The organism is Streptomyces sp. NPDC101490 (assembly GCF_044767145.1).
Taxonomy (GTDB): Bacteria; Actinomycetota; Actinomycetes; order Streptomycetales; family Streptomycetaceae; genus Streptomyces.
On record NZ_JBIWNI010000031.1, the window covers coordinates 14,971 to 33,961 of the forward strand.

General features: G+C 75.6%; 18 protein-coding genes. 9 read left to right on the top strand and 9 right to left on the bottom strand.

The features are described from left to right. Nucleotides 1-51 precede the first annotated feature (51 nt). Genes ACIRQY_RS32825 through ACIRQY_RS32835 form a run of 3 tightly spaced genes read left to right on the top strand, consistent with a single transcriptional unit; the run spans nucleotide 52 to nucleotide 2,320 of the window. Nucleotides 52-687: a metal ABC transporter ATP-binding protein gene (locus ACIRQY_RS32825; RefSeq protein ID WP_403931763.1), complete on the top strand. Its 636-nt coding sequence runs from the start codon at nucleotides 52-54 to the stop codon at nucleotides 685-687. Beyond that, the gene (locus tag ACIRQY_RS32830) at nucleotides 684-1,562 is read left to right on the top strand and encodes a metal ABC transporter permease (RefSeq protein ID WP_403931765.1); all 879 of its coding nucleotides are present in this window, start codon (nucleotides 684-686) and stop codon (nucleotides 1,560-1,562) included. The genes ACIRQY_RS32825 and ACIRQY_RS32830 overlap by 4 nt, the downstream gene beginning before the upstream one ends. Further along, nucleotides 1,511-2,320 (top strand): metal ABC transporter solute-binding protein, Zn/Mn family, encoded by an 810-nt coding sequence (locus ACIRQY_RS32835; protein WP_403931768.1) that lies wholly within the window; start codon nucleotides 1,511-1,513, stop codon nucleotides 2,318-2,320. The genes ACIRQY_RS32830 and ACIRQY_RS32835 overlap by 52 nt, the downstream gene beginning before the upstream one ends. Before the next feature lie 114 nt (nucleotides 2,321-2,434). Here ACIRQY_RS32835 and ACIRQY_RS32840 read toward each other — a convergent pair whose 3' ends face one another. Both ACIRQY_RS32840 and ACIRQY_RS32845 read right to left on the bottom strand, forming a co-directional pair. After that, nucleotides 2,435-4,099 carry a class I adenylate-forming enzyme family protein gene (locus ACIRQY_RS32840; protein ID WP_403931771.1) on the bottom strand — a complete coding sequence of 555 codons (1,665 nt, stop codon included), beginning with the start codon at nucleotides 4,097-4,099 and terminating at the stop codon, nucleotides 2,435-2,437. After that, nucleotides 4,096-5,949 (bottom strand): CoA transferase, encoded by a 1,854-nt coding sequence (locus tag ACIRQY_RS32845; RefSeq protein WP_403931774.1) that lies wholly within the window; start codon nucleotides 5,947-5,949, stop codon nucleotides 4,096-4,098. The genes ACIRQY_RS32840 and ACIRQY_RS32845 overlap by 4 nt, the downstream gene beginning before the upstream one ends. Before the next feature lie 143 nt (nucleotides 5,950-6,092). Here ACIRQY_RS32845 and ACIRQY_RS32850 point away from each other — a divergent pair, with 143 nt between their 5' ends. Further along, the gene (locus tag ACIRQY_RS32850; protein ID WP_403931777.1) at nucleotides 6,093-7,274 is read left to right on the top strand and encodes an acyl-CoA dehydrogenase family protein; all 1,182 of its coding nucleotides are present in this window, start codon (nucleotides 6,093-6,095) and stop codon (nucleotides 7,272-7,274) included. On the opposite strand, the gene ACIRQY_RS32855 is transcribed toward ACIRQY_RS32850, so the two are convergent. After that, complete coding sequence (locus ACIRQY_RS32855) at nucleotides 7,261-8,634, bottom strand: sugar ABC transporter permease (RefSeq protein ID WP_403931779.1); 1,374 nt, start codon at nucleotides 8,632-8,634, stop codon at nucleotides 7,261-7,263. The genes ACIRQY_RS32850 and ACIRQY_RS32855 overlap by 14 nt on opposite strands. After that, a complete protein-coding gene (locus ACIRQY_RS32860; RefSeq protein ID WP_403931781.1) occupies nucleotides 8,631-9,845 on the bottom strand; it encodes an MFS transporter in 1,215 nt (404 codons plus the stop codon). Before ACIRQY_RS32860 ends, ACIRQY_RS32855 begins: the two co-directional genes overlap by 4 nt. A gap of 332 nt (nucleotides 9,846-10,177) precedes the next feature. On the opposite strand from ACIRQY_RS32860, the gene ACIRQY_RS32865 reads away from it, so the two are divergent. The 3 genes from ACIRQY_RS32865 to ACIRQY_RS32875 all read left to right on the top strand — a co-directional run bounded on the left by ACIRQY_RS32865 (nucleotide 10,178) and on the right by ACIRQY_RS32875 (nucleotide 12,082). Then, complete coding sequence (locus tag ACIRQY_RS32865; protein ID WP_403931784.1) at nucleotides 10,178-10,888, top strand: hypothetical protein; 711 nt, start codon at nucleotides 10,178-10,180, stop codon at nucleotides 10,886-10,888. A gap of 138 nt (nucleotides 10,889-11,026) precedes the next feature. After that, complete coding sequence (locus ACIRQY_RS32870; protein ID WP_403931786.1) at nucleotides 11,027-11,710, top strand: sigma-70 family RNA polymerase sigma factor; 684 nt, start codon at nucleotides 11,027-11,029, stop codon at nucleotides 11,708-11,710. Nucleotides 11,711-11,890: 180 nt separating this feature from the next. Beyond that, nucleotides 11,891-12,082, top strand: a complete 192-nt coding sequence (locus ACIRQY_RS32875) for a hypothetical protein (RefSeq protein ID WP_403931788.1) — start codon at nucleotides 11,891-11,893, stop codon at nucleotides 12,080-12,082. Nucleotides 12,083-12,301: 219 nt separating this feature from the next. Here ACIRQY_RS32875 and tatA (ACIRQY_RS32880) read toward each other — a convergent pair whose 3' ends face one another. From tatA (ACIRQY_RS32880) to tatA (ACIRQY_RS32890), 3 genes are all read right to left on the bottom strand, one after another. Next, on the bottom strand, nucleotides 12,302-12,535 hold the full coding sequence (gene tatA / locus ACIRQY_RS32880) for a Sec-independent protein translocase subunit TatA (RefSeq protein ID WP_403931790.1): 234 nt from the start codon (nucleotides 12,533-12,535) through the stop codon (nucleotides 12,302-12,304). Between the two features lie 325 nt (nucleotides 12,536-12,860). Then, nucleotides 12,861-13,436: a TerD family protein gene (locus tag ACIRQY_RS32885; RefSeq protein ID WP_351780545.1), complete on the bottom strand. Its 576-nt coding sequence runs from the start codon at nucleotides 13,434-13,436 to the stop codon at nucleotides 12,861-12,863. 126 nt (nucleotides 13,437-13,562) lie between these two features. Beyond that, the gene (gene tatA / locus ACIRQY_RS32890; protein ID WP_403931793.1) at nucleotides 13,563-13,787 is read right to left on the bottom strand and encodes a Sec-independent protein translocase subunit TatA; all 225 of its coding nucleotides are present in this window, start codon (nucleotides 13,785-13,787) and stop codon (nucleotides 13,563-13,565) included. A gap of 179 nt (nucleotides 13,788-13,966) precedes the next feature. On the opposite strand from tatA (ACIRQY_RS32890), the gene ACIRQY_RS32895 reads away from it, so the two are divergent. Both ACIRQY_RS32895 and ACIRQY_RS32900 read left to right on the top strand, forming a co-directional pair. After that, the gene (locus ACIRQY_RS32895) at nucleotides 13,967-14,197 is read left to right on the top strand and encodes a hypothetical protein (RefSeq protein WP_351780549.1); all 231 of its coding nucleotides are present in this window, start codon (nucleotides 13,967-13,969) and stop codon (nucleotides 14,195-14,197) included. A gap of 180 nt (nucleotides 14,198-14,377) precedes the next feature. Then, entirely contained in the window at nucleotides 14,378-15,871 is a 1,494-nt protein-coding gene (locus tag ACIRQY_RS32900) for an LCP family protein (protein WP_403931796.1), read from the top strand. 68 nt (nucleotides 15,872-15,939) lie between these two features. Here ACIRQY_RS32900 and mgtA read toward each other — a convergent pair whose 3' ends face one another. Further along, nucleotides 15,940-18,576, bottom strand: a complete 2,637-nt coding sequence (gene mgtA, locus ACIRQY_RS32905; protein ID WP_403931799.1) for a magnesium-translocating P-type ATPase — start codon at nucleotides 18,574-18,576, stop codon at nucleotides 15,940-15,942. After that, entirely contained in the window at nucleotides 18,569-18,919 is a 351-nt protein-coding gene (locus tag ACIRQY_RS32910; protein WP_366445005.1) for a metalloregulator ArsR/SmtB family transcription factor, read from the bottom strand. The genes mgtA and ACIRQY_RS32910 overlap by 8 nt, the downstream gene beginning before the upstream one ends. Between the last annotated feature and the right edge of the window lie 72 nt (nucleotides 18,920-18,991).

Here is an 18,991-nt window from a genome sequence, read left to right on the forward strand (position 1 = left end):
CGCCGTACGACTCCCTCACCGCACCGACACGGCGGCGGCGAGAGGCACGGGATGGGCGGACTGGACATACACCTGCGCGAGGTCGCCTGCCGGCACGGCGCCGAGGAGGCCGTGTCGGGGGTGGACCTGGAGATCGCCGCCGGGGAACGGGTCGCGCTGACCGGGACGAACGGCTCGGGGAAGACGACGCTGCTGCGCGCCGTCCTCGGGCTGCACCGGCGGACCACCGGCACCATCGAGGTCGGCGGGCGCGGTGCGCGCTCGGCCGCCGAGTGGGCGTGGCGGCGCCGGTCGTGCGCCTGGATCCCGCAGAAGCCCGCCGCCGGACGGTTCCCGCTGCGCGGTGACGAACTGCTCGCGAGCAGCGGGGCTCCGGCCGAGGCGGTACGGGCCGCGGGGCGGCTCGGGGTCGGCGCGCTGGCCGCGCGCCCGGTCGGCACCCTGTCCGGCGGGCAGTTGCAGCGGATGTACCTGGCGCGGGCCCTCGGCTGTGTCGCGGCGGGCGCGCGGGTGCTGCTCGCCGACGAACCGACCGCCGCCCTCGACTTCGCGGGGCAGGAGGAGGCGGCCGGGGTGCTCACCTCGCTGCCGGTCACGCTCGTGGTCGTGACGCACGACCGGGCCCTCGCGGAACGCTGCGACCGGGTCCTGGAGATGGCCGCCGGACGGCTGCGGGAGGTGCGGTGAGCGCGCTCGCGACCGCCGACCTGGGCGCCGTGCTCCAGCTCCTGCCCGTCCAGCGGGCGGGGCTCGCGCTGCTCCTCGCGGCCGTCGGGCTGCCGGTGATCGGCGTGGTCATCGTGGGCCTGGACATCATGCCGGTGCGGTTCGCCATGATGCACGTGGCGCTCCTCGGCATCGCCGTCGGGCTGCTGACCGGCATCGATCCGATGCTGTGCGCACTGGTGGCCTGTGCGCTGTCGGGGGCCTCGGTCGCCCCGCTGGCGCGCACGCCGACGGGGCTCTCGGGAGCGATGGGCCTGCTGATGAGCCTGGCCGTCGCCGCCGCGCTGCTCCTCCTGGCCGTCTCCGGTGTCAACGCCTCGGGGGCCTTCGCCCTGCTGTGGGGCTCGATCCTGTCGGTCGGCACGGCGGACCTCGTCGTGCTCGGCGCGCTCGCCGTGGTCGTACCGGGGCTGTTCTGGTGGCGGCGCCGGGACGTGGCGCTGCTGCTGTACGACCGTGAGCTGGCCGAGGTCTCCGGAGTGCCCGTCCGCTTCCTGACGGCGGCTCTCCTCGTCCTGGTCGCCGTCGCGGTCGCCGGGGCGATCCGGCTGACCGGGGCGCTCCTCGTCGACGCCCTGACCCTGCTGCCCGCGCTGGCGGCCCGCCGCCTCGGCCGCTCGCTGGGGTCGATCACCCTGTGGGCGGTCGGCATCGGTGTCGTGGTCAACGCCACGGGCTTCCTGCTGGCCCTGTGGCTGGACTGGCCCCCGGGGCCTGTCCTCGTCCTGACGGCGGGGCTCGTCGTCCTCGCCGCGCATCTCGTCCCCGAACGGAGAAACCGCTCATGGCGCGCATCCGCGTCCGTCTCACCCGTATCGCTTCCCTCCTCGCACTGAGCGCGGTGCTGACCCCGCTGACCGGGTGCGGAGCCGGGAAGACGGCCCCCGCCGCAGGTCCCGGGGCGGCCGGGCGCGAGCCGGTGGTCGTGGCCACGACCACTTGGGAGGGCGCCTTCGCGCGGGCCGCCGGGGCCGAGGACGTCACCGTGCTCGTGCCGCCGTCCGTGCGGCACGCCCCGGACTACGAGCCGAAGCCGTCCGACCTGGCCGCCGTCGCGAAGGCCGACTTCGTGCTGTACGCGCCGTTCGAGCCGTACGCGGCGAAGATCAAGGAGGCGGCCGGTTCGAGGGCGAAGCTGGTCGAGGTCGGGCTCGACAACGATCCGGCCAAGGCCGGGGCCGAAGTCCTGCGTCTCGGCGGCCTGTTCGGCACGGAGGACGACGCCGCCCGGTGGAAGGACCGGCTCGACGGAGAGGTGACACGGCTGAACGGGGAGCTCAGGGCCGCCTGGCCGGGCGGCCGGAGCCCGGCCGTCGTCTCCCAGGTGTTCACCGCCTGGGCGGCCGGTCTCGCGGGCGCGACGACGGTGGGCACGTACGGCCCCGAACCGGTCACCCCCGCCGGGCTGGCCGCGCTCACGGCGAAGCGGCCCGCGTACGTGCTCGACAACGCCCACATGTCGACCGGGACCGTGCTGCCGGGCTCCGGCGCCCGGCAGGTCGGGATCGTGAACTACCCGGGGGAGGACCTGGATCTCCTGGCGGTGTACCGGGGGGCGGCGGCCGAGCTGAAGAAGGCGATGGGCGGGTCCTGACCGCGCCCCCACGGTGAGGGGAGGCCGGGGAGGCGCGCTCGTCTCCCCCGGCCTCCCCCTCACCTCCCCTTTCCCACGCCTCCCCCTCGCCTCCCCTCTCCCCGGTCTTCCCCGTCACGCTTCGACGAGGGCCGCCGCCGGGTCGGTCGTCGCGAGCCGGGCCCGCAGTGCGGACCGGTCGGGCTTCCCGGCCGCCGTGAGCGGCAGTCCGGGGAGGACGAGCAGTCGCTCGGGGTGTTTGTGCCGGTCGATTCCCCGTGCCGTCAGGTGCGCCGCGAGGTCGGCGAGGGACGGGTCCGGTGAGCCCTTGGCGACCAGGCAGACGGCGAGCCGTTCGCCCATGAGCGGGTCGGGGACTCCCAGGCAGACCGCGTCCCGGACCCGCGGGTGGGAGACGAGCGCGCGCTCCACCTCGGCGGGGCTGATGTTGGCGCCGCCGCGTATCACCACGTCCTTGAGGCGGCCCACGACGTGCAGGACGCCGTCGTCGTCGAGGAGGCCGAGGTCGCCGGTGCGGACCCAGCCCCCGGCCGTGCGGTAGCGGGCGTCGAGCTCCGGGGCGCCCACGTAGCGCAGCGGGGTCATGGGGCCGCGCGAGACGATCTCGCCGACCCGTCCGTCGGGCAGCGGTTCGTGGGTGTCGGGGTCGGTGATGCGGATCTCGGCGACCCGGGGGTCGGGGCGGCCCGCGACGACGCCCGAGGGGGTGGTCGGCGGGACGGTGTGCCGGAGGCCGGTGTGGCAGTTGACGCCGTCGGCCGAGCCGTACAGGTTGACGACGGGGCAGCCGAAGGCGGTGGCCGCCGCCCGCGCGGTGGTCTCGTCGAGGGGGGCGCCGCCCAGGACGAGCGCGGTCGGCGCCGGGAGGGGCCCCGGGGTGTCCTCGTTCTCCAGGACCTCCAGCATCATCCGGATCATGGTGGGCACGCCGAAGACATGGGTGGGGGCGTGCTCCCGTACGGCGGCGAGCGCGGCCTCGGGGGTGAAGTGGTCGAGCAGGACGAGGGTGCCGCCGTGCCGGGCGAGGGCCACGGCGGTGCCGTTGGAACCGAAGGCCGAGGCCAGGGGGACCAGGAAGAGGCAGCGGGGCGGGGTGCCGTCGGGCATGAGGGAGGCGAGGAAGTTGCCGCGTCCGCCGGCCAGCGCGTTGTGGGAGTACGCCACCATCTTCGGCTCGTCCTCGGAACCGGAGGAGACGAGGATGCGGGCGGCGCCGTCGGGGTCGGGGCGCGCCGGGACGAAGGCCGTGGGCGGGGTGCGCAGCAGCCGGGTGAGCGGAATCGTTCCTTCGGGGACGGTGCCGCGACCGGCGGCGACGACGTGCCGGAGGGCGGGCAGCGTCGGGGCGAGGGCCAGGAGGTCGGCGGCGGGGGTACGGCCCCGGTGTTCCACGGCGGCGAGGACCGCGACGGCCTCCGCGCGGCGCAGCAGCCGGGCGGCCTCCACGGCTCCGCGTCCGACCGGGAAGGGGAGGGCGACGGCGCCCAGGGCGGCGAGGGCCAGGTCGGTGATGACGGCGTGGCGGTCGTCGGGGAGTTGTACGGCGACGACGTCACCGGCCCGGACGCCGAGTCCGCGCAGTCCCTCGGCCAGACATCGGGCCTTGCGGTCGAGGGCCGTGCGGCAGAGGGCTCCCTTGCCGTCGATCACGGCCGTGCGGTGCGGGTCGGCGATCTGTCCGGCCCGGTGGAGGCTGTAGAGGTCGAGGTCGGGGCAGGTGCCGTCGGCCGCCCAGGAGCGGCGGAGCGCGGTGGGCAGGAGGTCGGTCAGGGGCGTCACGTCAGGCTCCAGGGGTCGGGGACGGCGGGGGCGCCGTGCGCGTCCCGGCCGATCGGTCCGGACAGGCGCGGGTCGTGGTGGAGGGCGGAGAGGTCGGTGGTGACGGCGGTGGCCGTCAGCCCGTGGCCGCGCAGCAGGTCCAGGGCGTCCTCGGTGCACATGCCCGTGACGTCGTGCGCCGAGGCGGCGGTGGCGGAGGCGTCGGTGGGGGCGACCCAGCCGTCGGAGGTGCGGAGCGGGTGGCGGAATCCGGCGGGGCGGCGGGGGTCGGCGCCGGTCGCGGCCCGGTGGAGGGCGGGGGCGAGGAGGGTGTCGGCGGCGCCGAGCAGGGAGGAGTCGACCCGTACGCCGTGTCCGGTGCGTGCGCGCAGCAGGAGTCCGGCGAGGACGGCCTCGGTGCCGTGCAGACCACCGAGGACGTCGAGGAGCGTCATCAGGGACGGTACGGGCGGTTCGCCGGAGGGATGGACGGCCTCCCCCGCCCCGGTGCGGGCCTGCACCATGAAGTCGGTGCCCATGGGGGCGTCGTCGAGGCGGTCGGCCCAGCTGCCGGTGTGGGCGTACACGAGGGACGGGTTGAGCGCGGTCAGGTGGGCGTCGTCGAGGCCGAGCGCGGCGGCCTTGCCCGGGGCCCAGTTGTGCAGGAACACATCGGCCTCGGCGGCGAGTCCGCGCAGCCGTCGGCGTCCGGCGGGCGAGGTGATGTCGGCCTCGACGGCCGTCTTGCCCCGGTTGAGGGCGAGCCAGCGGGCGGAAGTCCCGCCGCACGCGGGCGGCATCCCCCGGAGCGGGTCGCCGCCCGGTGGCTCGATCCGGATCACCCGGGCGCCGAGCAGGCCCAGCAGATGGGCGGCGAGGGGTGCCTGGATGCGGCGGCCCGCCTCCAGGACGGTCAGTCCGGACAGCGGCCGGGCGGGCTGCGAGGGGGCGCCGTCGGACCGGTGTCCCGGGCCGAGCAGACGCAGGGTCCACGGGTCGGCGCCGTCGTCCTCGCGGGCCCGTTCGGCGAGGGTGCGCAGTCGGCAGACCTCCGCGCCGGAGAGCCCGGCGGCCTCGCGGACCCGTGTCCACGAGTGCCCCCGGGTCACCTCGTGCAGGACGGTGGGGAAGGCCGCGGCGGCGGTGGCGTACCGGAACTGGAAGGGCCGCCAGCCCGCCCGGATCGCCTCGGCGGGGGCCGCCAGGGCCCGCCAGAACGCGGCCCACGCCTCGGGGTCCAGCGTCTCCAGCTCGAAGACGACGCCATCGGCGGAGGTGAACGGCGGTCCGCCGGGGGCCGGTTCGACGGCTTCCGGTTCGTCGGCCCCGGCGGCGGCGAGGTACTGGGAGACCGTGAGCAGACCGGCCCGGTCGGCCGTCGTCGTCACACGGGCCGCCGGGCCGCCCCGGGCCTGGCCGACGAGTGCGGCGAGCAGGCCCTGGACGGTGAGCACGCCGGTGGCGGTGGCGAGGAGGTCGACGCCGGTGCCGCGCGGGGAGCCGTGGCGGCGGCCGTGCACGGCCATCACGCCGGTGACCGCCTGGGCGGTGGCCTCGTCCTCGATGCCGGAGCCGCTCGCGCCCCAGGCGGTACGGGCCGTGAGGGGCGCGAAGCCGCCACCCGCGCCCTCGATCGCGCCACCGGCACCGGCACCGGCATCCTCTGCCCCGTCGCCGACGCCGACGCCGTCGATGCCGTCGATGCCGACGCCGTCCCCGTCGTGCACGCGTGCCCCGAGCCGTCGCAGATGCTCGGAGACGACCCGGGTCAGGGCCGTGGGGCCGCCGACCCGGAAGTCCAGTGCGTCGAGCGGACGCGCGGTGTCGAGCGGGGGACGCGCCTCGGGGCGCGTGGCCGGTGGTGACGCCATGGCTCTCCTCTCCTGGCGCGGCGGTCCGGGCCGCCGCGCGGGACTGTCACGGGTGCGGGAACTGGGGCGGGGCCGCGCCCGACCACTTCCACGGGCAGGCAGTCGGACGGGTGTTCCGCCGAGTTCCCGGAACGGAGGAAACGGTGAGGGATCATGACGTAACGGATGTCGAGTCGCTGCGGGAGCGGGTCGCCGTGTTCGTCCGCGAGCGGGTGTTCCCCCGCGAGCCGGAGCTGGACGCGGGTGGACCCGGCGCCGGGGAGGCCCGGGAACTGCTGCGGTCACAGGCGCGGCGCGAGGGCCTATGGGCGCTGCCCCTTCCGTCGGAACTCGGCGGTGGAGGGCTCCCGTTGGCGGCCTATGGATCGCTCGCCGAGGCGGAGGGCGCCAGTGACCACGGTCCGGCCGCCCTCGGGTCGGCGCCCCTCCTGGATGTGCGGATGCTGTCCCGGCACGGCTCGCCACGGGTGGGGACGGAGTACCTGCCGGGCCTGGTCTCGGGCGCCCTGCGGAGCTGTTACGCGATGACCGAGCCGGACGCGCCCGGCACCGAGCCCGCGCTGACCGCGACCCGGGCGGAGCGGAGTCCCGGGGGCGGCTGGCGGGTCACGGGCCGGAAGTGGTTCGTCTCCCACGCGGCGGACGCGGACCTGGTGACCGTGCTCGCCCGCACCGGCGGGTCACCCGGCGACCGCGACGGCCTGTCGCTGCTCCTCGTACCGACGGCCTCCCCCGGCTTCCGGATCGTCCGCGCGCTGCCCGTCCTGGGCTCCACCGGGCAGTACGAGATCGCGTTCGACGGTGTCACCGTCGGCGGGGACCATCTCGTGGGCGATGCCGGGCGGGCACTCACCGTCGCCTCCGAACGCCTCCAACTGGGAAGGACGCTGAGGGCGTTGCGCTGGATCGGGCAGGCCCAGCGCGCCTTCGGCCTGCTCTGCGGGCGGGCGGTGGCCCGCCGGGGCGCCCGGGGTCCGCTCGCGGACCATCAGCTCGTCCAACAGCACGTTTTCGAGGCGCTGTTGGCGCTGCGGACCGCCCGTCCGCTGGCGTACGAGGCGATGACCCTGGTCGCGGAGGGCCGTGACGCCCGGGTGGAGGTGGGTCTGGCGAAGACGGCGGCGGCCCGTGCGCTCCAGGAGGTCGCGGACCGTGCCGTGCAGGTCTTCGGGGCGGCCGGGCTCGGGCCGGACACCCCCCTTCCGGCGCTGCTGCGCACGGGACGGACGGCCCGCATCCTCGACGGCCCCGACGAGCAGCACGTGTCCTCGGTGGCCCGGCGGGTGCTGCGGAGCCACCACGGCCCCGGGGTCACACCCGTCTGAGGTCCGTCCGGCCGAGGAGTGCGGACAGGCCCAGGGCCAGGAAGAAGTCCCCCCAGACGAGTTCGTGCCGGACGGCGGTTCCGGCGTGGGCGTCGTAGCAGCCGTCGAGGAGCATCCCGGGCGGGCGGGGGCCGCCCGGCCGGGTGAGGTGGGCGGCCGTGAGCGCGCGCAGGACCGCTTCGGCGCGGGCCGCGCACGCGGCGGCCCGTCCGAAGCCGGGGACGAGGGCGAGTTTGAGCAGGGCGGTCGCCGCGACGGCGGCGGCGGAGGTGTCCAGAGGGCCGTCGGGGCGGTGCGCCTCGGCGGGCGGGACGAGCGGTCCGGTGAGGAACTCGCCCGCTTCGAGGAGCCGTTCGGCGTCCCAGGACCAGCGGGGCCGGACGTCCGGGAGCAGGAGGGCGTCCGCGACGGCCAGGAGGAGCCACGCCTCGCCCCGGGTCCAGCCGGGCGCGGGGTCCGCCTCCGCCGTCCAACTGCCGTACGCACGAACCGCGTCCACGGGCCGAGGCCGGGGCACGCGATCCGCCACCGACCGTCTGCCACGCACACGGTCCGCCTCCACCGCCCGGTGTCCGGGCACGGAGTCCGCCGCCGACCGTCTGCCACGTGCACGGTCCGCCCCCGCCGTCCGGTGTCCGGGCTCGGAGTCCGCCGCCGACCACCTGTCAGGCACACGGTCCGCCTCCACCACCCGGTGTCCGGACGCGGAGTCCACCGCCGACCACCTGTCAGGCACACGGTCCGCCTCCGCCGCCCGGCGGTCCTCGTCCAGCCGCCATGCCGGACGGGGACGGGCCGGACGGGACCGGGGGCCGGTCGTCGGGGGCAGGCACAGTTCCAGGTGCCGGTCCAGGTGCGCGGCGGCGGCCGTCCGTCCCTCGGGGCCCGCCGAGGCCAGCAGCGGGACGAGACCGGGTACGCCGTCGGCGCGGGCCCGCAGCCGGGGGCCGCCGAGCGCCGCGCCCCACGGGACCAGGCCGAGTCGCGGGTCCCACGCGGCGAGCACGGCCCGCGCCGCCCGCTCGCGCAGGGCGTCCGCCGTCCCGTCCCCGGCCGCGAGGGCCGTGCCGTACCAGAGGATCAGGCCCCGGGTCGCGGTGTCCGCGTCGGCCCAGGGAGCGAGCCGGGCGGTGGCGGCCCCGGCGGCCGCACGGTCGGCGGGGATTCCCGTGTGCCCGGCCCGCAGGTGGAGGAGCCCCGCCCAGAAGCCGCCGGTCCACGAGCCGCGCCCGGTGGTCGTCCACCGGCCGTCGTCCGGGTCCGCGTACAGGGGGAACCGGTCGCCCACCCGTACGGCGGTCTCCCCGGCCCGGGCGATCAGCAGTCCGAGGGCCTCCTCGGCCCAGGGTCCGGCGGTCACCCCGGCCCCTCGCGCCGCCGGTCCCGTACCGCCCAGGCCAGGGCGACGGCCGCCGCGAGGGTGAACTCCGCCGCGACCAGGAACCAGCCCTCCGCGTACCGGCCCTGCTCGGCGAGCAGACCGAACAGGGGCGGGCCCAGGGCGAATCCGGCGAAGAATCCGGCGGACACCAGTGCCGAGTCCTGACCGGCCCGGCCGGGCGCGGAACGCTGGAGGACCAGGACCATCGAGACCGCGTTGCCGGACACGGCGAAGACACCCACGGCGACGGCGGCCGGCCACACCAGCGGCCCGGCGCCCACCGCCGCCGCCAGGAGCAGGGCAGCACCGACGGCGCCGCCCGCGAGCAGGCCGGGCAGCCACCGGGCCCGGCCGGGCGTGGCCGCCCGGGACCAGCCGATCCGGCCGCCGATACCGGCGACGCCGAGGACGGCGACCAGCGCGCCCGCCACCGTCGGCCCCAGGCCCAGGCGTTGGACCCCGAACAGGGCGAGATAGGTGTTGACGGAGGCGATCCCGGCGCCGAGGAAGAGCGAGAACACCGCCAGCCAGGGGACGGGAGCCCCGCGCCGGGACGACGTGCGGTCGGCGGGCGCCCTCGGCGTCGGGGTGTCGGGGCGCAGCGCGCGCCGGGCCCACAGGGCCGCGCCGAGCGCGGCGCAGGCCGCCGCCCACACCGCGACGCGCCAGCCGAGGAGTCCGGCCACCGCCGCGAGGGGCAGCCCGGCCGCGAACGCGCCCACCTGCACGCCGGACTGCTTGGTTCCGGTGACGGCCCCGCGTCTCGGCGCGGGGACGGCGGCCAGGATCGCCTTGTTGGTGGCCGGGTTGGCGAGTGCCTGCGGAAGACCCCCGAGCGCCACGGCGGCGAGCAGCAGACCCGGTCCGGGGGCCGCGCCGATCAGGGCGAGCGCGACCGCGGAGACGACGAGCAGCCATGTCAGGGCGCGCCGGGGCCCGAACCGGTCCACGACACGGCCACCGAGGGGCGAGAGGAGGGCCGCCGTGCCGAACCCGACCGTGGTGGTCAGACCGAGGACCGTCTCCGACACGCCGAGTCCGTCGACGAGCCGGGGGCCGAGGGCGCCGATCAGGAAGAGCTGCATCATCGAGAAGGCCATGGCGGTCGTCAGGAGCGCGGTCAGGCCCCGGCCCGCGTCCCGGCCGGTTCCGGCCGCCGCCGTGTCCACCGGGCCCACATGGTTCTTCATGTCCCCCACCACGCACGGGTGTTCACCGTGCTCATCTCGCGCCTCAACTTCCCTACCACCCAGGGGTGTTCACCGCGTTCGCCACGCACCTCGTCTCCCCGACCGTCCACGGGTGTGCACCGCGCCCGCCGCACACCTCATCTCCCCCACGGCACACGGGTGTTCACCTCCGTCACGGAGGAGTCGTCACGGGTGCGCCGGAAGTTCCCGAGGCGCTCTTGTGGGGTGCGCCACAGTCGCGTACTCATGTGTCGACGGGTCCCGGGGGCGCCCCCGGCACGATCGTCACCGTCCTCATGCCTCCGGGGAAGGGGTGCAAGGATGGGCGCGCCATGACACCAGGCCGATGTGCGCGAGGGGTGCGGGCCGCGGCCTTCGCGGCCGTCTGTGTGCTGCTCGCTGCCACCGGCCACGTCCTGATGTCGGCGCGGCCCCTGTCCGGTCCGGTCCTGGCCCTCGCCTTCGCGGGCACCTGGGTCGTGGCCTGGGCGTTCTCGGGCCGTGAGCGCGGCCTCGTGGCCGTCACGGCGACGAGCATGGCCGTCCAGAGCGCGCTGCACACGGTGTTCGGCTGGTCCCAGTCGGCCGGGTCGGCGCCCACCGGCACCCCCGCCACGGCGATGACCTCGCTGGTGCGCGGGGCCGTCTCCCACGGGATGCCGGAACCCGTCGGCGCCGCGCACGCGGCCATGGACCACGGAGCCGTCTCCCGGGTCGGCGCGGCGCTCGACGGGATGCCCGCCGCGCACGACATGACAGAGATAGGCACGTCCTACGGGATGTTCTCGGCGCACCTCCTCGCCGCGTTCCTGAGCGGGGTGTGGATGGCGTACGGCGAGCGGGCCGTGTTCCGTCTGCTGCGGGCCGTGCCGCTGGGCCTGTTCCGGCCCCTGCGGCTGCTGGTCACGGCCTTCGCCCCCGTGACGCCGGACCGGCCCCGGCCCCGCACCGCGCGGGCCGGTGACGCACGCGCGCCCCGGCGGCTCCTCCTCGCCCACTGCGTCGTCTCCCGAGGGCCTCCACGGGTACCCGCTGTCGTCTGACAGCCGGATTCCCGAGTCCGACGGCCTCCCGAGCCGTCGCTCGGGCATCGGTCCTGCCGTCCCGGCAGGCCGTACCCGTCGCCGGTGCCGCCCTTCGCGCGCCACCGGATTCCCCTTGCCCCGTTAGGACGTGTGGCGATGACTCCTGTCCACGACACCTCCCGCCCGGAACCGGCGCGACCGGCCCGGCTCCCGCACACCGCCGACGCCGACGCGGCGACGACCCGGCTCGCGCTCGCCGCCCGGGACGGCGACCCGGCCAAGACCGATCTCTTCGTACGGGCCCTGCACCGTGACGTCTGGCGGTACGTGGCCCATCTCAGCGCCGACCGGCAGGCCGCCGACGACCTCACCCAGGAGGTCTTCCTGCGCGCCCTCGCCGCGCTCCCCCGCTTCCAGGGGCGCTCGTCCGCGCGCACCTGGCTGCTGTCGATAGCCCGCAGGACGGTGGTGGACAGCCTGCGGCACGCGGCCGCCCGGCCCCGGCTCTGCGACCGCGAGGACTGGCAGAAGGAGATCGAACAGACCCAGCCCCGGGGGCTTCCCGGCTTCGAGGACGGTGTCGCCCTCGCCGAACTGCTCGCCGCTCTCGCGCCGGAGCGCAAGGACGCCTTCGTCCTGACCCAGCTGCTGGGCCTGCCCTATGCCGAGGCGGCCGAGACCATCGGGTGTCCCGTCGGCACGGTCCGCTCGCGCGTCGCGCGGGCCCGCGCCTCGCTGATCGCCCTGCTGAACGGGGAGGAGGAGCCCGGCCTCCCGTCCGCCCCGGGCGGCGGAGCACCGGCGCGCGGAAGGTCCACGAGAGCCCCCGCCCTCGCCTGATCCGGGAGGCGGGCCCCGCCTCCCGGGGCCCGCCTCCCTTTCGCGGGAACCGGACGGGCCCGCCGTCCGACTACCTCGGGAGCGCGCCCGATCAGCCGGCGCGGATCGTCGTCGCACCCGAAGGGACGACCGATGGACGCACCACGAGAACCATCGCGGGGTCCCACGCCCCGGTGTGCCGTGTGGGGATTCCTCCTGCTGCTGGCCCTGGTCTTCGGGGGCTCGTACGCGCTCGGCTCCGCGGTGGGGCCGCTCGGACCCGTCGTGGGACCGCTGGGCCCCGGTCCGCCGCCGTCCTCTCACGGCGCCCACGACGGGCGGGAGCCGGAGGAGACCCATGACCTGCGGGAGCACCAGGGAAACCACTGGTGACGGCGGCTCCGGGAGGCTCCCGGTACGACACCGCCCGGGGGTCTTTCCCCGGCGGTCAGGCCGGGCCGCCGGGCGTCGAAGCCGGTCGGCCGGGAGGCGGACCGGGCGTCGAAGCCGGTCGGCCGGGAGGCGGACCGGGCGTCGAGACCGGGCGGCCGGAAGACGGACCGGCGTCGAGACCGGGCGACCGGAAGACGGTGGACGGCCTCGTGGCAGTGCTCAGGCGCGGGGGGTCTCGCCGTCCCGGGGCGGGGCCGGGCTCCAGGTGGCGTCGCCGGGGGCGGCCCGTACGACGCGCGGGGGCGCCTGCTCCTCGGACTTCATGGCCTTGGCCTCGCTCTTCAGGATGCGGGCCGACTTGCCCATGGAGCGGGCGAGTTCGGGGAGTTTCTTGGCGCCGAATATCAGTACGACGACGATGAGCAGGATGGCGAGTTCGCTGATGCCGAACATGCGTGGACGTCTTCTCCCCGGTAGCGGTGGCGGGTGGGTCGGAGGTGGCGGGCGCGGCCGCCAGGAGTTCCCGGAGGTACGGCCGTCGGCCGATTGCCGAAGGCGGACGCGCGTCGGCCGGGCCCGAGCGGGGGACCTCGGCCGACTGCCACCGGCTTCCTTCCGGGGTCGCCGCGCGAAGACCGGGCGTGCCGCACCCGCCGGGCGGCCATCCAAAATCTACAGCACTGTAGAAGTGCGGGACAGGGGTCTCCGTGCCTCGGTCCCCACACACCGCGCCGCCCTCGCCGCGCCCGAGGGGCGGCGAGGGCGGCGCGGAGGGGTGTCAGACGTTGACGCCGAAGTCCATGGCGATGCCGCGCAGTCCGGAGGCGTAACCCTGGCCCACGGCCCGGAACTTCCACTCCACCCCGTGACGGTAGAGCTCGCCGAAGACCATCGCGGTCTCGGTGGAGGCGTCCTCGGACAGGTCGTAGCGGGCGATCTCCTGGCCGTTCGCCTGGTTGACGACGCGGATGAACGCGTTGCGGACCTGACCGAAACTCTGACCCCGGTTCTCGGCGTCATGGATGGAGACCGGGAAGACCACCTTGGCGATGTCGGCGGGCACGCCCGCGAGGTTCACCTTGATCGACTCGTCGTCGCCGTCCCCCTCGCCGGTGAGGTTGTCCCCGGTGTGCTCGACCGAACCGTCCGGGCTGGTGAGGTTGTTGTAGAAGACGAAGTGGCCGTCGGAGACGACCTTGCCCGAGGCGTCGCACAGCAGGGCGGACGCGTCCAGGTCATAGGAGGCGCCGGTGGTGGTGCGTACGTCCCAGCCCAGTCCCACCAGAACGGCGGTCAGTCCGGGGGCCTCCTTGCTGAGGGACACGTTGCCGCCCTTGGCCAGGGAAACTCCCACTTTTCTTCCTCACTGTCGCGTCGGTGCCGTACATCCGGCCTCTCACCTTGAGGAACGCCGGGACCATCGCCCCGGTTCCCTCATTTGCGCAATACCTGAAACGTCGGACGGATGCCCGGCCGGGCGCTACCGCGCGGCGGCTCGGCCGTCCTCGCCGAACCCTGGAGCAGGCACCGGCGCGGCGGCGGGCTCCGTGCCATCCTCGCGCAGGGCGCGCGTCTCGCTCTTGAGAATGCGCAGCGACCTGCCCAGGGACCTCGCCGCGTCCGGCAGCCGCTTCGACCCGAAGAGCACGATGAACACGATCGCCACGAGCAGCAGGTGCCACGGTTCCAGTGCGTTGCGGAGCACTCGGCCACACTCCCTCTTGTCGGCTCCAGGTGCGTGCCGCCGGTTCGACCCGAGCGGAACGCTTGCCACATTGCGCAACTGTACAACCGGAATGAGTGGGGTGCACTGTTCGCCCGGCGGACCCTCGCGTGACGGACCTCACGACACTTCTGGAGTTGCGCAAGCTTTAAAGTCTCCTCATGGGGACGAGTGACATGAAGGACCGTCGGAACGCGGTACTCCTCGGCGGTCCCGCGGACGGGGTGGGAGTGACGGTGACCGGCCGCCCTCCGGTGCTGCAGGTGACCTATCCGTGCGCGGCCGAGGGAGCGGGAGCCGGGGTCCGGATCGAGGCGCTCCACGTCTACCGGCTGGACGGGGACACCGACGACGGACGGCTGCGGTACGGGTACGACCCGGCGAGCCCGTGAGCGCGTGAGCGCGTGACCGTCCGGCGGTGCCCGCGCCCCGGACGGTCCTCACGGCGCCCGGCCGGGGCGGTGGAGGGGGCGCCCGGCCGGGCACTGCGTCTTGCGTGCTTGCGCATCCGCGCAACCCCGGGGACGCGTCCGCCGTCCCCTCATACGGGCCGCGACGAATGAGGGCACAGGATGACAGGCGGAAACCGCAGCACGCACGGGCGCCGGTCCACGGCGCCGCAGGGGCGCCGGGGGCGCGGACGGGGCGGACGCCTCCTCATGGCCGCGCTGGCCGTGCTCGTCCTGGCGACGGCGGGCATGGGCTGGGCCTATCTCAGACTCAACGGCGACATCGACACCTTCGGCGCGGACGGTCTCTCCGACAACCGACCCGCCGCTTCGAGCACGGGGCAGAACGTCCTGGTCATCGGCTCGGACGCGCGCACCGACGGGAACAGCGACCTCGGCGGCGGTGACCGCAACGACATCGGCCGCTCCGACACCGCCTTCCTCCTGCACGTGTACGCGGACCGCAGGCACGCCGTCGCCGTCTCCTTCCCCCGCGACACCCTGGTGGACATCCCGCCCTGCCGGCTGCCCGACGGCCGGTGGACCCGGCCGGTCGGCGGCGCCATGTTCAACTCGGCGTTCAGCGTGGGCCAGACCGCCGAGGGCAACCCGGCGTGCACCCAGAACACCGTGGAGAAGCTGACGGGGCTCCGCGTGGACCACACCGTCGTGGTGGACTTCAAGGGCTTCGCCGCGCTGACGGACGTCGTCGACGGCGTACGGGTGTGCCTGCCCAACGACGTGTACCAGAAGGACCTCGACCCCAAGCGCGCGACCCGGGGCGAGCTCCTCTTCCCCAAGGGCGAGCAGACCGTGGCCGGTGAGCGGGCCCTGGACTACGTACGGCTGCGCCACGGCATCGGCGACGGCTCCGACATCGGGCGCATCAAGCGCCAGCAGGCGTTCGTGGCCAGCCTCCTCAAGAAGGTGAAGAGCGAGGGGCTCACCCCGACCCGGCTGCTGCCGCTCGCGGACGCGGCGACCAGGTCCCTGACCGTGGACCCCGGCCTCGGGTCGGCCGACAAGCTCATCTCGTTCGCGATGTCCCTGAAGGACGTCGACCTGCACAACACCAAGTTCGTCACGATCCCCTGGCGCTACCAGGGGGCGCGCGTGGCGATCGTGGAGCCCGAGGCGGACGCGCTGTGGGCCGCCCTGAAGGCGGACCGCACCCTGGGAGGGGAGCGGACCGACGGCGGGAGCGGTGCGAGCGCGTCGGCGCCCACCGCCGCCGCGCCCCCCTCGCCCGTCTCCGGGGAGGGCATCGCCGTCGCCGTCCACAACGGCACCCGGACCCGGGGCCTGGCCGCGCGGGCGGCCGAGACCCTGAGGTCCAAGGGGTTCACCGTGACCGGGACGGCCACCGCCGCCGCCCAGGACCACCTCGGCACCGTCATCGAGTACGGCCCCGGCCAGAAGGAGAAGGCCGCGACGGTCGCCCGGCTCTTCGCCGCCGCCGAACTGCGCCCGGTCGCCGCGGCGGGCATCGACGTCGTCCTCGGACAGTCCTACGCGGACAACCCCTCGGCCTCCCCCACCGGGACCCCCACGGCCGTGCCCACCCGGGACACCCGCTCCGCCGACGACGACCCCTGCTCGAACCTCTCGTACGGCTGAACCCGGCGTCCAGGAGACGGCCGCGCCCGTCCCGGGCGGGTCCAGCGGCGGTCCGGCACCCCGGGCGGCTACGGCGCCCGCGGGTCCCCGGGCGGTTCGAGCCGCCGGTCGTAGCGGGCCCTCGCCACCCGCAGCGCCACCGCGTACAGCGCGAGGACGGCGGCGAGGAGCCCGTAGTACAGCGGGGGCAGCGGCGCCATGTCGAGCGTCGGTCCGAGCGGTGACAGCGGCAGCAGGACGCCGATCGCCGCGAGGGCCCCGGCCGCGTACCGGATCGGGCCCGGTGTGCCGCCGCCCCGGGTGCTGCGCAGCAGGACCATGACCAGTGCCTGGGTGAGCAGGTTCTCGGTGAACCAGCCCGCGTGGAAGGAGCCCTCCACGTCGGCGGAGGCCCGGGTGGTGGCGAGGAGCACCCCGAAGGTGGCCAGGTCGGCGACCGCGTTGAGCAGCCCGAAACCGCTGATGAACCGCAGGAAGCCGCGCGGCCTGAGCCGGGTCGGGGCCTTGAGGGCAGCCGGGGCGGGCCGGTCGTGGGCGAAGGCGAGCTGGGCGGCGTCGAAGCACAGGTTCTGCGCCAGGACCTGGGCGGGGAGCATCGGCAGGAACGGCAGCAGCAGCGCGGCGGCGAGCATGGCGATGACGTTGCCGAGGTTCGAGGACAGCGTGATGTGCAGATAGGTGGCGATGTTCCCGCCGCTGTGCCGTCCGACGGCGATGGCGTGGTTCACCGCCGTGAGGTCCTTCTCCGCCAGGACGACGTCCGCGGTGTCCCGGACGACGGCGACCGCGCCCTTGGGGCAGAGGCCCACGTCGGCCGCGCGCAGGGCCGGTACGTCGTTGACGCCGTCGCCGAGGAACCCGGTGACGTGCCCTTCGGTGCGCAGGGCGGTGACGATCCGGGCCTTGTGCTCGGGGGCGCAGCGCGCGAAGACGACGGTGTCCCGGGCGGCCTCGGCGAGCGCGGTGTCGTCCAGCCGGTCGACGTCCTCGGCGGTGAGGACCCGGCCGGGTGCGAGTCCCAGTTCGCGGCAGGTGTGGACGGCGGTGCCCGGGTGGTCCCCGGTCAGGATGCGGACGCTCACGCCCCGGTCGGCGAGGCTGTCGAGGGCGCCCGCCGCGGTGGGGGTGAGGGCGTCGTGCAGGACGACGAAGCCGAGGAAGTCGAGTCCGCGTTCGTCGGCGGGTGTGTACGCGCGGGTGCGGGCCGGGCGCTCGGCGACGGCGACGGCGAGGAGGCGGGCGCCGGTGTCCGCCTCGCGCGCGGCCAGGGCGAGGAGGCGCCGCCGCTCGGCGTCGTCCAGGGCGCTGCGCTCCAGGACGTTCTCGACGGCGCCCTTGACGACCAGGGTGTGGGTGCCGAGGCGGCCCGGCCGCCGTACGACGGCGGTCGACAGCCGGCGTACGGGGTCGAAGGGCAGGGCCGTCACCCCGTCGCCGTCGGGCAGCTCGTCCTCGCCGGTCCGGTCGAGGAGGGCCTCGTCGAGGGCGTCGGGGGTGGGGAGTTCGGCGAGCTGGAGCGTCCACCAGGCGTTGGCGGCGGCCCAGCGCAGCACCTCGGGGTCGTCCCGGCCGTGGGCGTCCACGGAGCGGGCGACGACCGGCCGGTCCTGGGTGAGGGTGCCGGTCTTGTCCAGGCAGAGGACGTCGACGGCGCCGAGGTCGTGGAGCGCGGGCAGCCGGGTGACGATCACCTTGTGGGCGCGGGCGAGCCGGGCGGCCCCCCGGGCGAGGACGGTGGTGACGACGACCGGCAGCATCTCGGGGGTGAGTCCGACCGCCACGGCGACGGCGAAGGGAAGGGTCTCCAGGCCCCTTCCGTGCAGCGCGGCGCCCGCCATGAGGACCAGCGGCGGGGTCAGCAGCATGAACCGGATCAGGGTCCAGGAGATGCCGTGGACCGCCTGGTCGAAGGCGCTCTCGCCGCGTGGTCCGGCGGGCCGGTGGGCGGAGGCGAAGCGGGTACGGGCTCCGGTGGCGACGACCACGGCGGTGGCACTACCGTAGGCCACGCTGCTGCCGAGGAAGCACAGGTGGGGCTCGGCGGCGGGGCCGGGTCCCTCGGGAGCGTCCGGGCCGTCCGGGCCGTCCGGGGGATGCTTCTCGACGGGCGCGGACTCGCCGGTGAGGGCCGCCTCGTGCACGCGCAGCCCGGTGGCCCGCAGCAGTCGTACGTCGGCGGGGACGAGGTCTCCGGGGCCCAGCCGGACCACGTCGCCGGGGACGAGGTCGGTGGCGGGTATCTCCCGGGGCCGGGCCGCCGGGGCGCCGGGCGCCGGGCGGCGCAGTACGGTCGCGGTGGAGGCCACGGACTCCCGCAGCGCCGCCATGGAGCGGTCGGCGCGGTGCTCGCCCGAGGAGCGCAGCAGACAGCTGACGACGACGAGGAAGAGGATGACGCCGCCGGTGCCCCAGGCGGCGACGACCACGGAGACGAGTCCGAGGCAGAGCAGGACCGCGGTGAACGGGTCGCGGAGGCTGCGCAGGAAGCGCCGGGACCAGGTGACCGGCCGCCGGGCGGGCAGGAGGTTCTCGCCGTGCCGGGCCAGTCGCCGCTCGGCCTCGGTGTCCGTCAGGCCGCGCGGTCCGCTGTCGAGCGCCCGCAGGACCTGGAGCGCGGTGGGCGGGCCGGGGGTCTCCGGGGCGGCCGGGGCACGGCTGTCGCCGGTGTCCGGGGCGCGCGGGCCCGGGGCGGTCGTCTCAGGCACCGGTGCCGATGCGTCGGAGGGGTGCCGGGTTCCTGGCGGTCAGCTGGCCGACCATCACCCGGACCACGGTCACCACCTCGGGGTCGTCGACCAGGTAGACCTGCCGCCGTCCCTCGCGCCGCGAGCGGACCAGACCGGCCAGTTTCAGCTTGGTGAGGTGCTGGCTGACCGCGGGGAGCGCGCCGCCGACGCGCTCGGCGAGTCCGGTCACGTCGCTCTCGCCCTGGGCGAGGGCCCAGACGATGTGCAGCCGGGAGGGCGAGGAGAGCAGGCCGAATGCCGCGGCGGCCTCGGCGAGGACCTCCGCGGGAGGGTCCGTGAAATCGCCCGCGTCTGCCGCCACCGTCGCTCTCCCTTTCCGCGTACGCCCGAAGGGTTCCCAGTCTAGGTCGTCTCCCGCGGGGTCCCGCCCGGT

Excerpts from the sequence above, each read along its gene's own strand:
- ACIRQY_RS32825 (WP_403931763.1), top strand. The coding sequence starts at position 52 with ATGGGCGGACTGGACATACACCTGCGCGAGGTCGCCTGCCGGCACGGC.
- ACIRQY_RS32865 (WP_403931784.1), top strand. The coding sequence starts at position 10,178 with ATGACACCAGGCCGATGTGCGCGAGGGGTGCGGGCCGCGGCCTTCGCG.
- ACIRQY_RS32860 (WP_403931781.1), bottom strand. The coding sequence starts at position 9,845 with ATGAAGAACCATGTGGGCCCGGTGGACACGGCGGCGGCCGGAACCGGC.
- ACIRQY_RS32900 (WP_403931796.1), top strand. The coding sequence starts at position 14,378 with ATGACAGGCGGAAACCGCAGCACGCACGGGCGCCGGTCCACGGCGCCG.
- ACIRQY_RS32870 (WP_403931786.1), top strand. The coding sequence starts at position 11,027 with ATGACTCCTGTCCACGACACCTCCCGCCCGGAACCGGCGCGACCGGCC.
- ACIRQY_RS32845 (WP_403931774.1), bottom strand. The coding sequence starts at position 5,949 with ATGGCGTCACCACCGGCCACGCGCCCCGAGGCGCGTCCCCCGCTCGAC.
- ACIRQY_RS32835 (WP_403931768.1), top strand. The coding sequence starts at position 1,511 with ATGGCGCGCATCCGCGTCCGTCTCACCCGTATCGCTTCCCTCCTCGCA.
- tatA (WP_403931790.1), bottom strand. The coding sequence starts at position 12,535 with ATGTTCGGCATCAGCGAACTCGCCATCCTGCTCATCGTCGTCGTACTG.
- ACIRQY_RS32895 (WP_351780549.1), top strand. The coding sequence starts at position 13,967 with ATGGGGACGAGTGACATGAAGGACCGTCGGAACGCGGTACTCCTCGGC.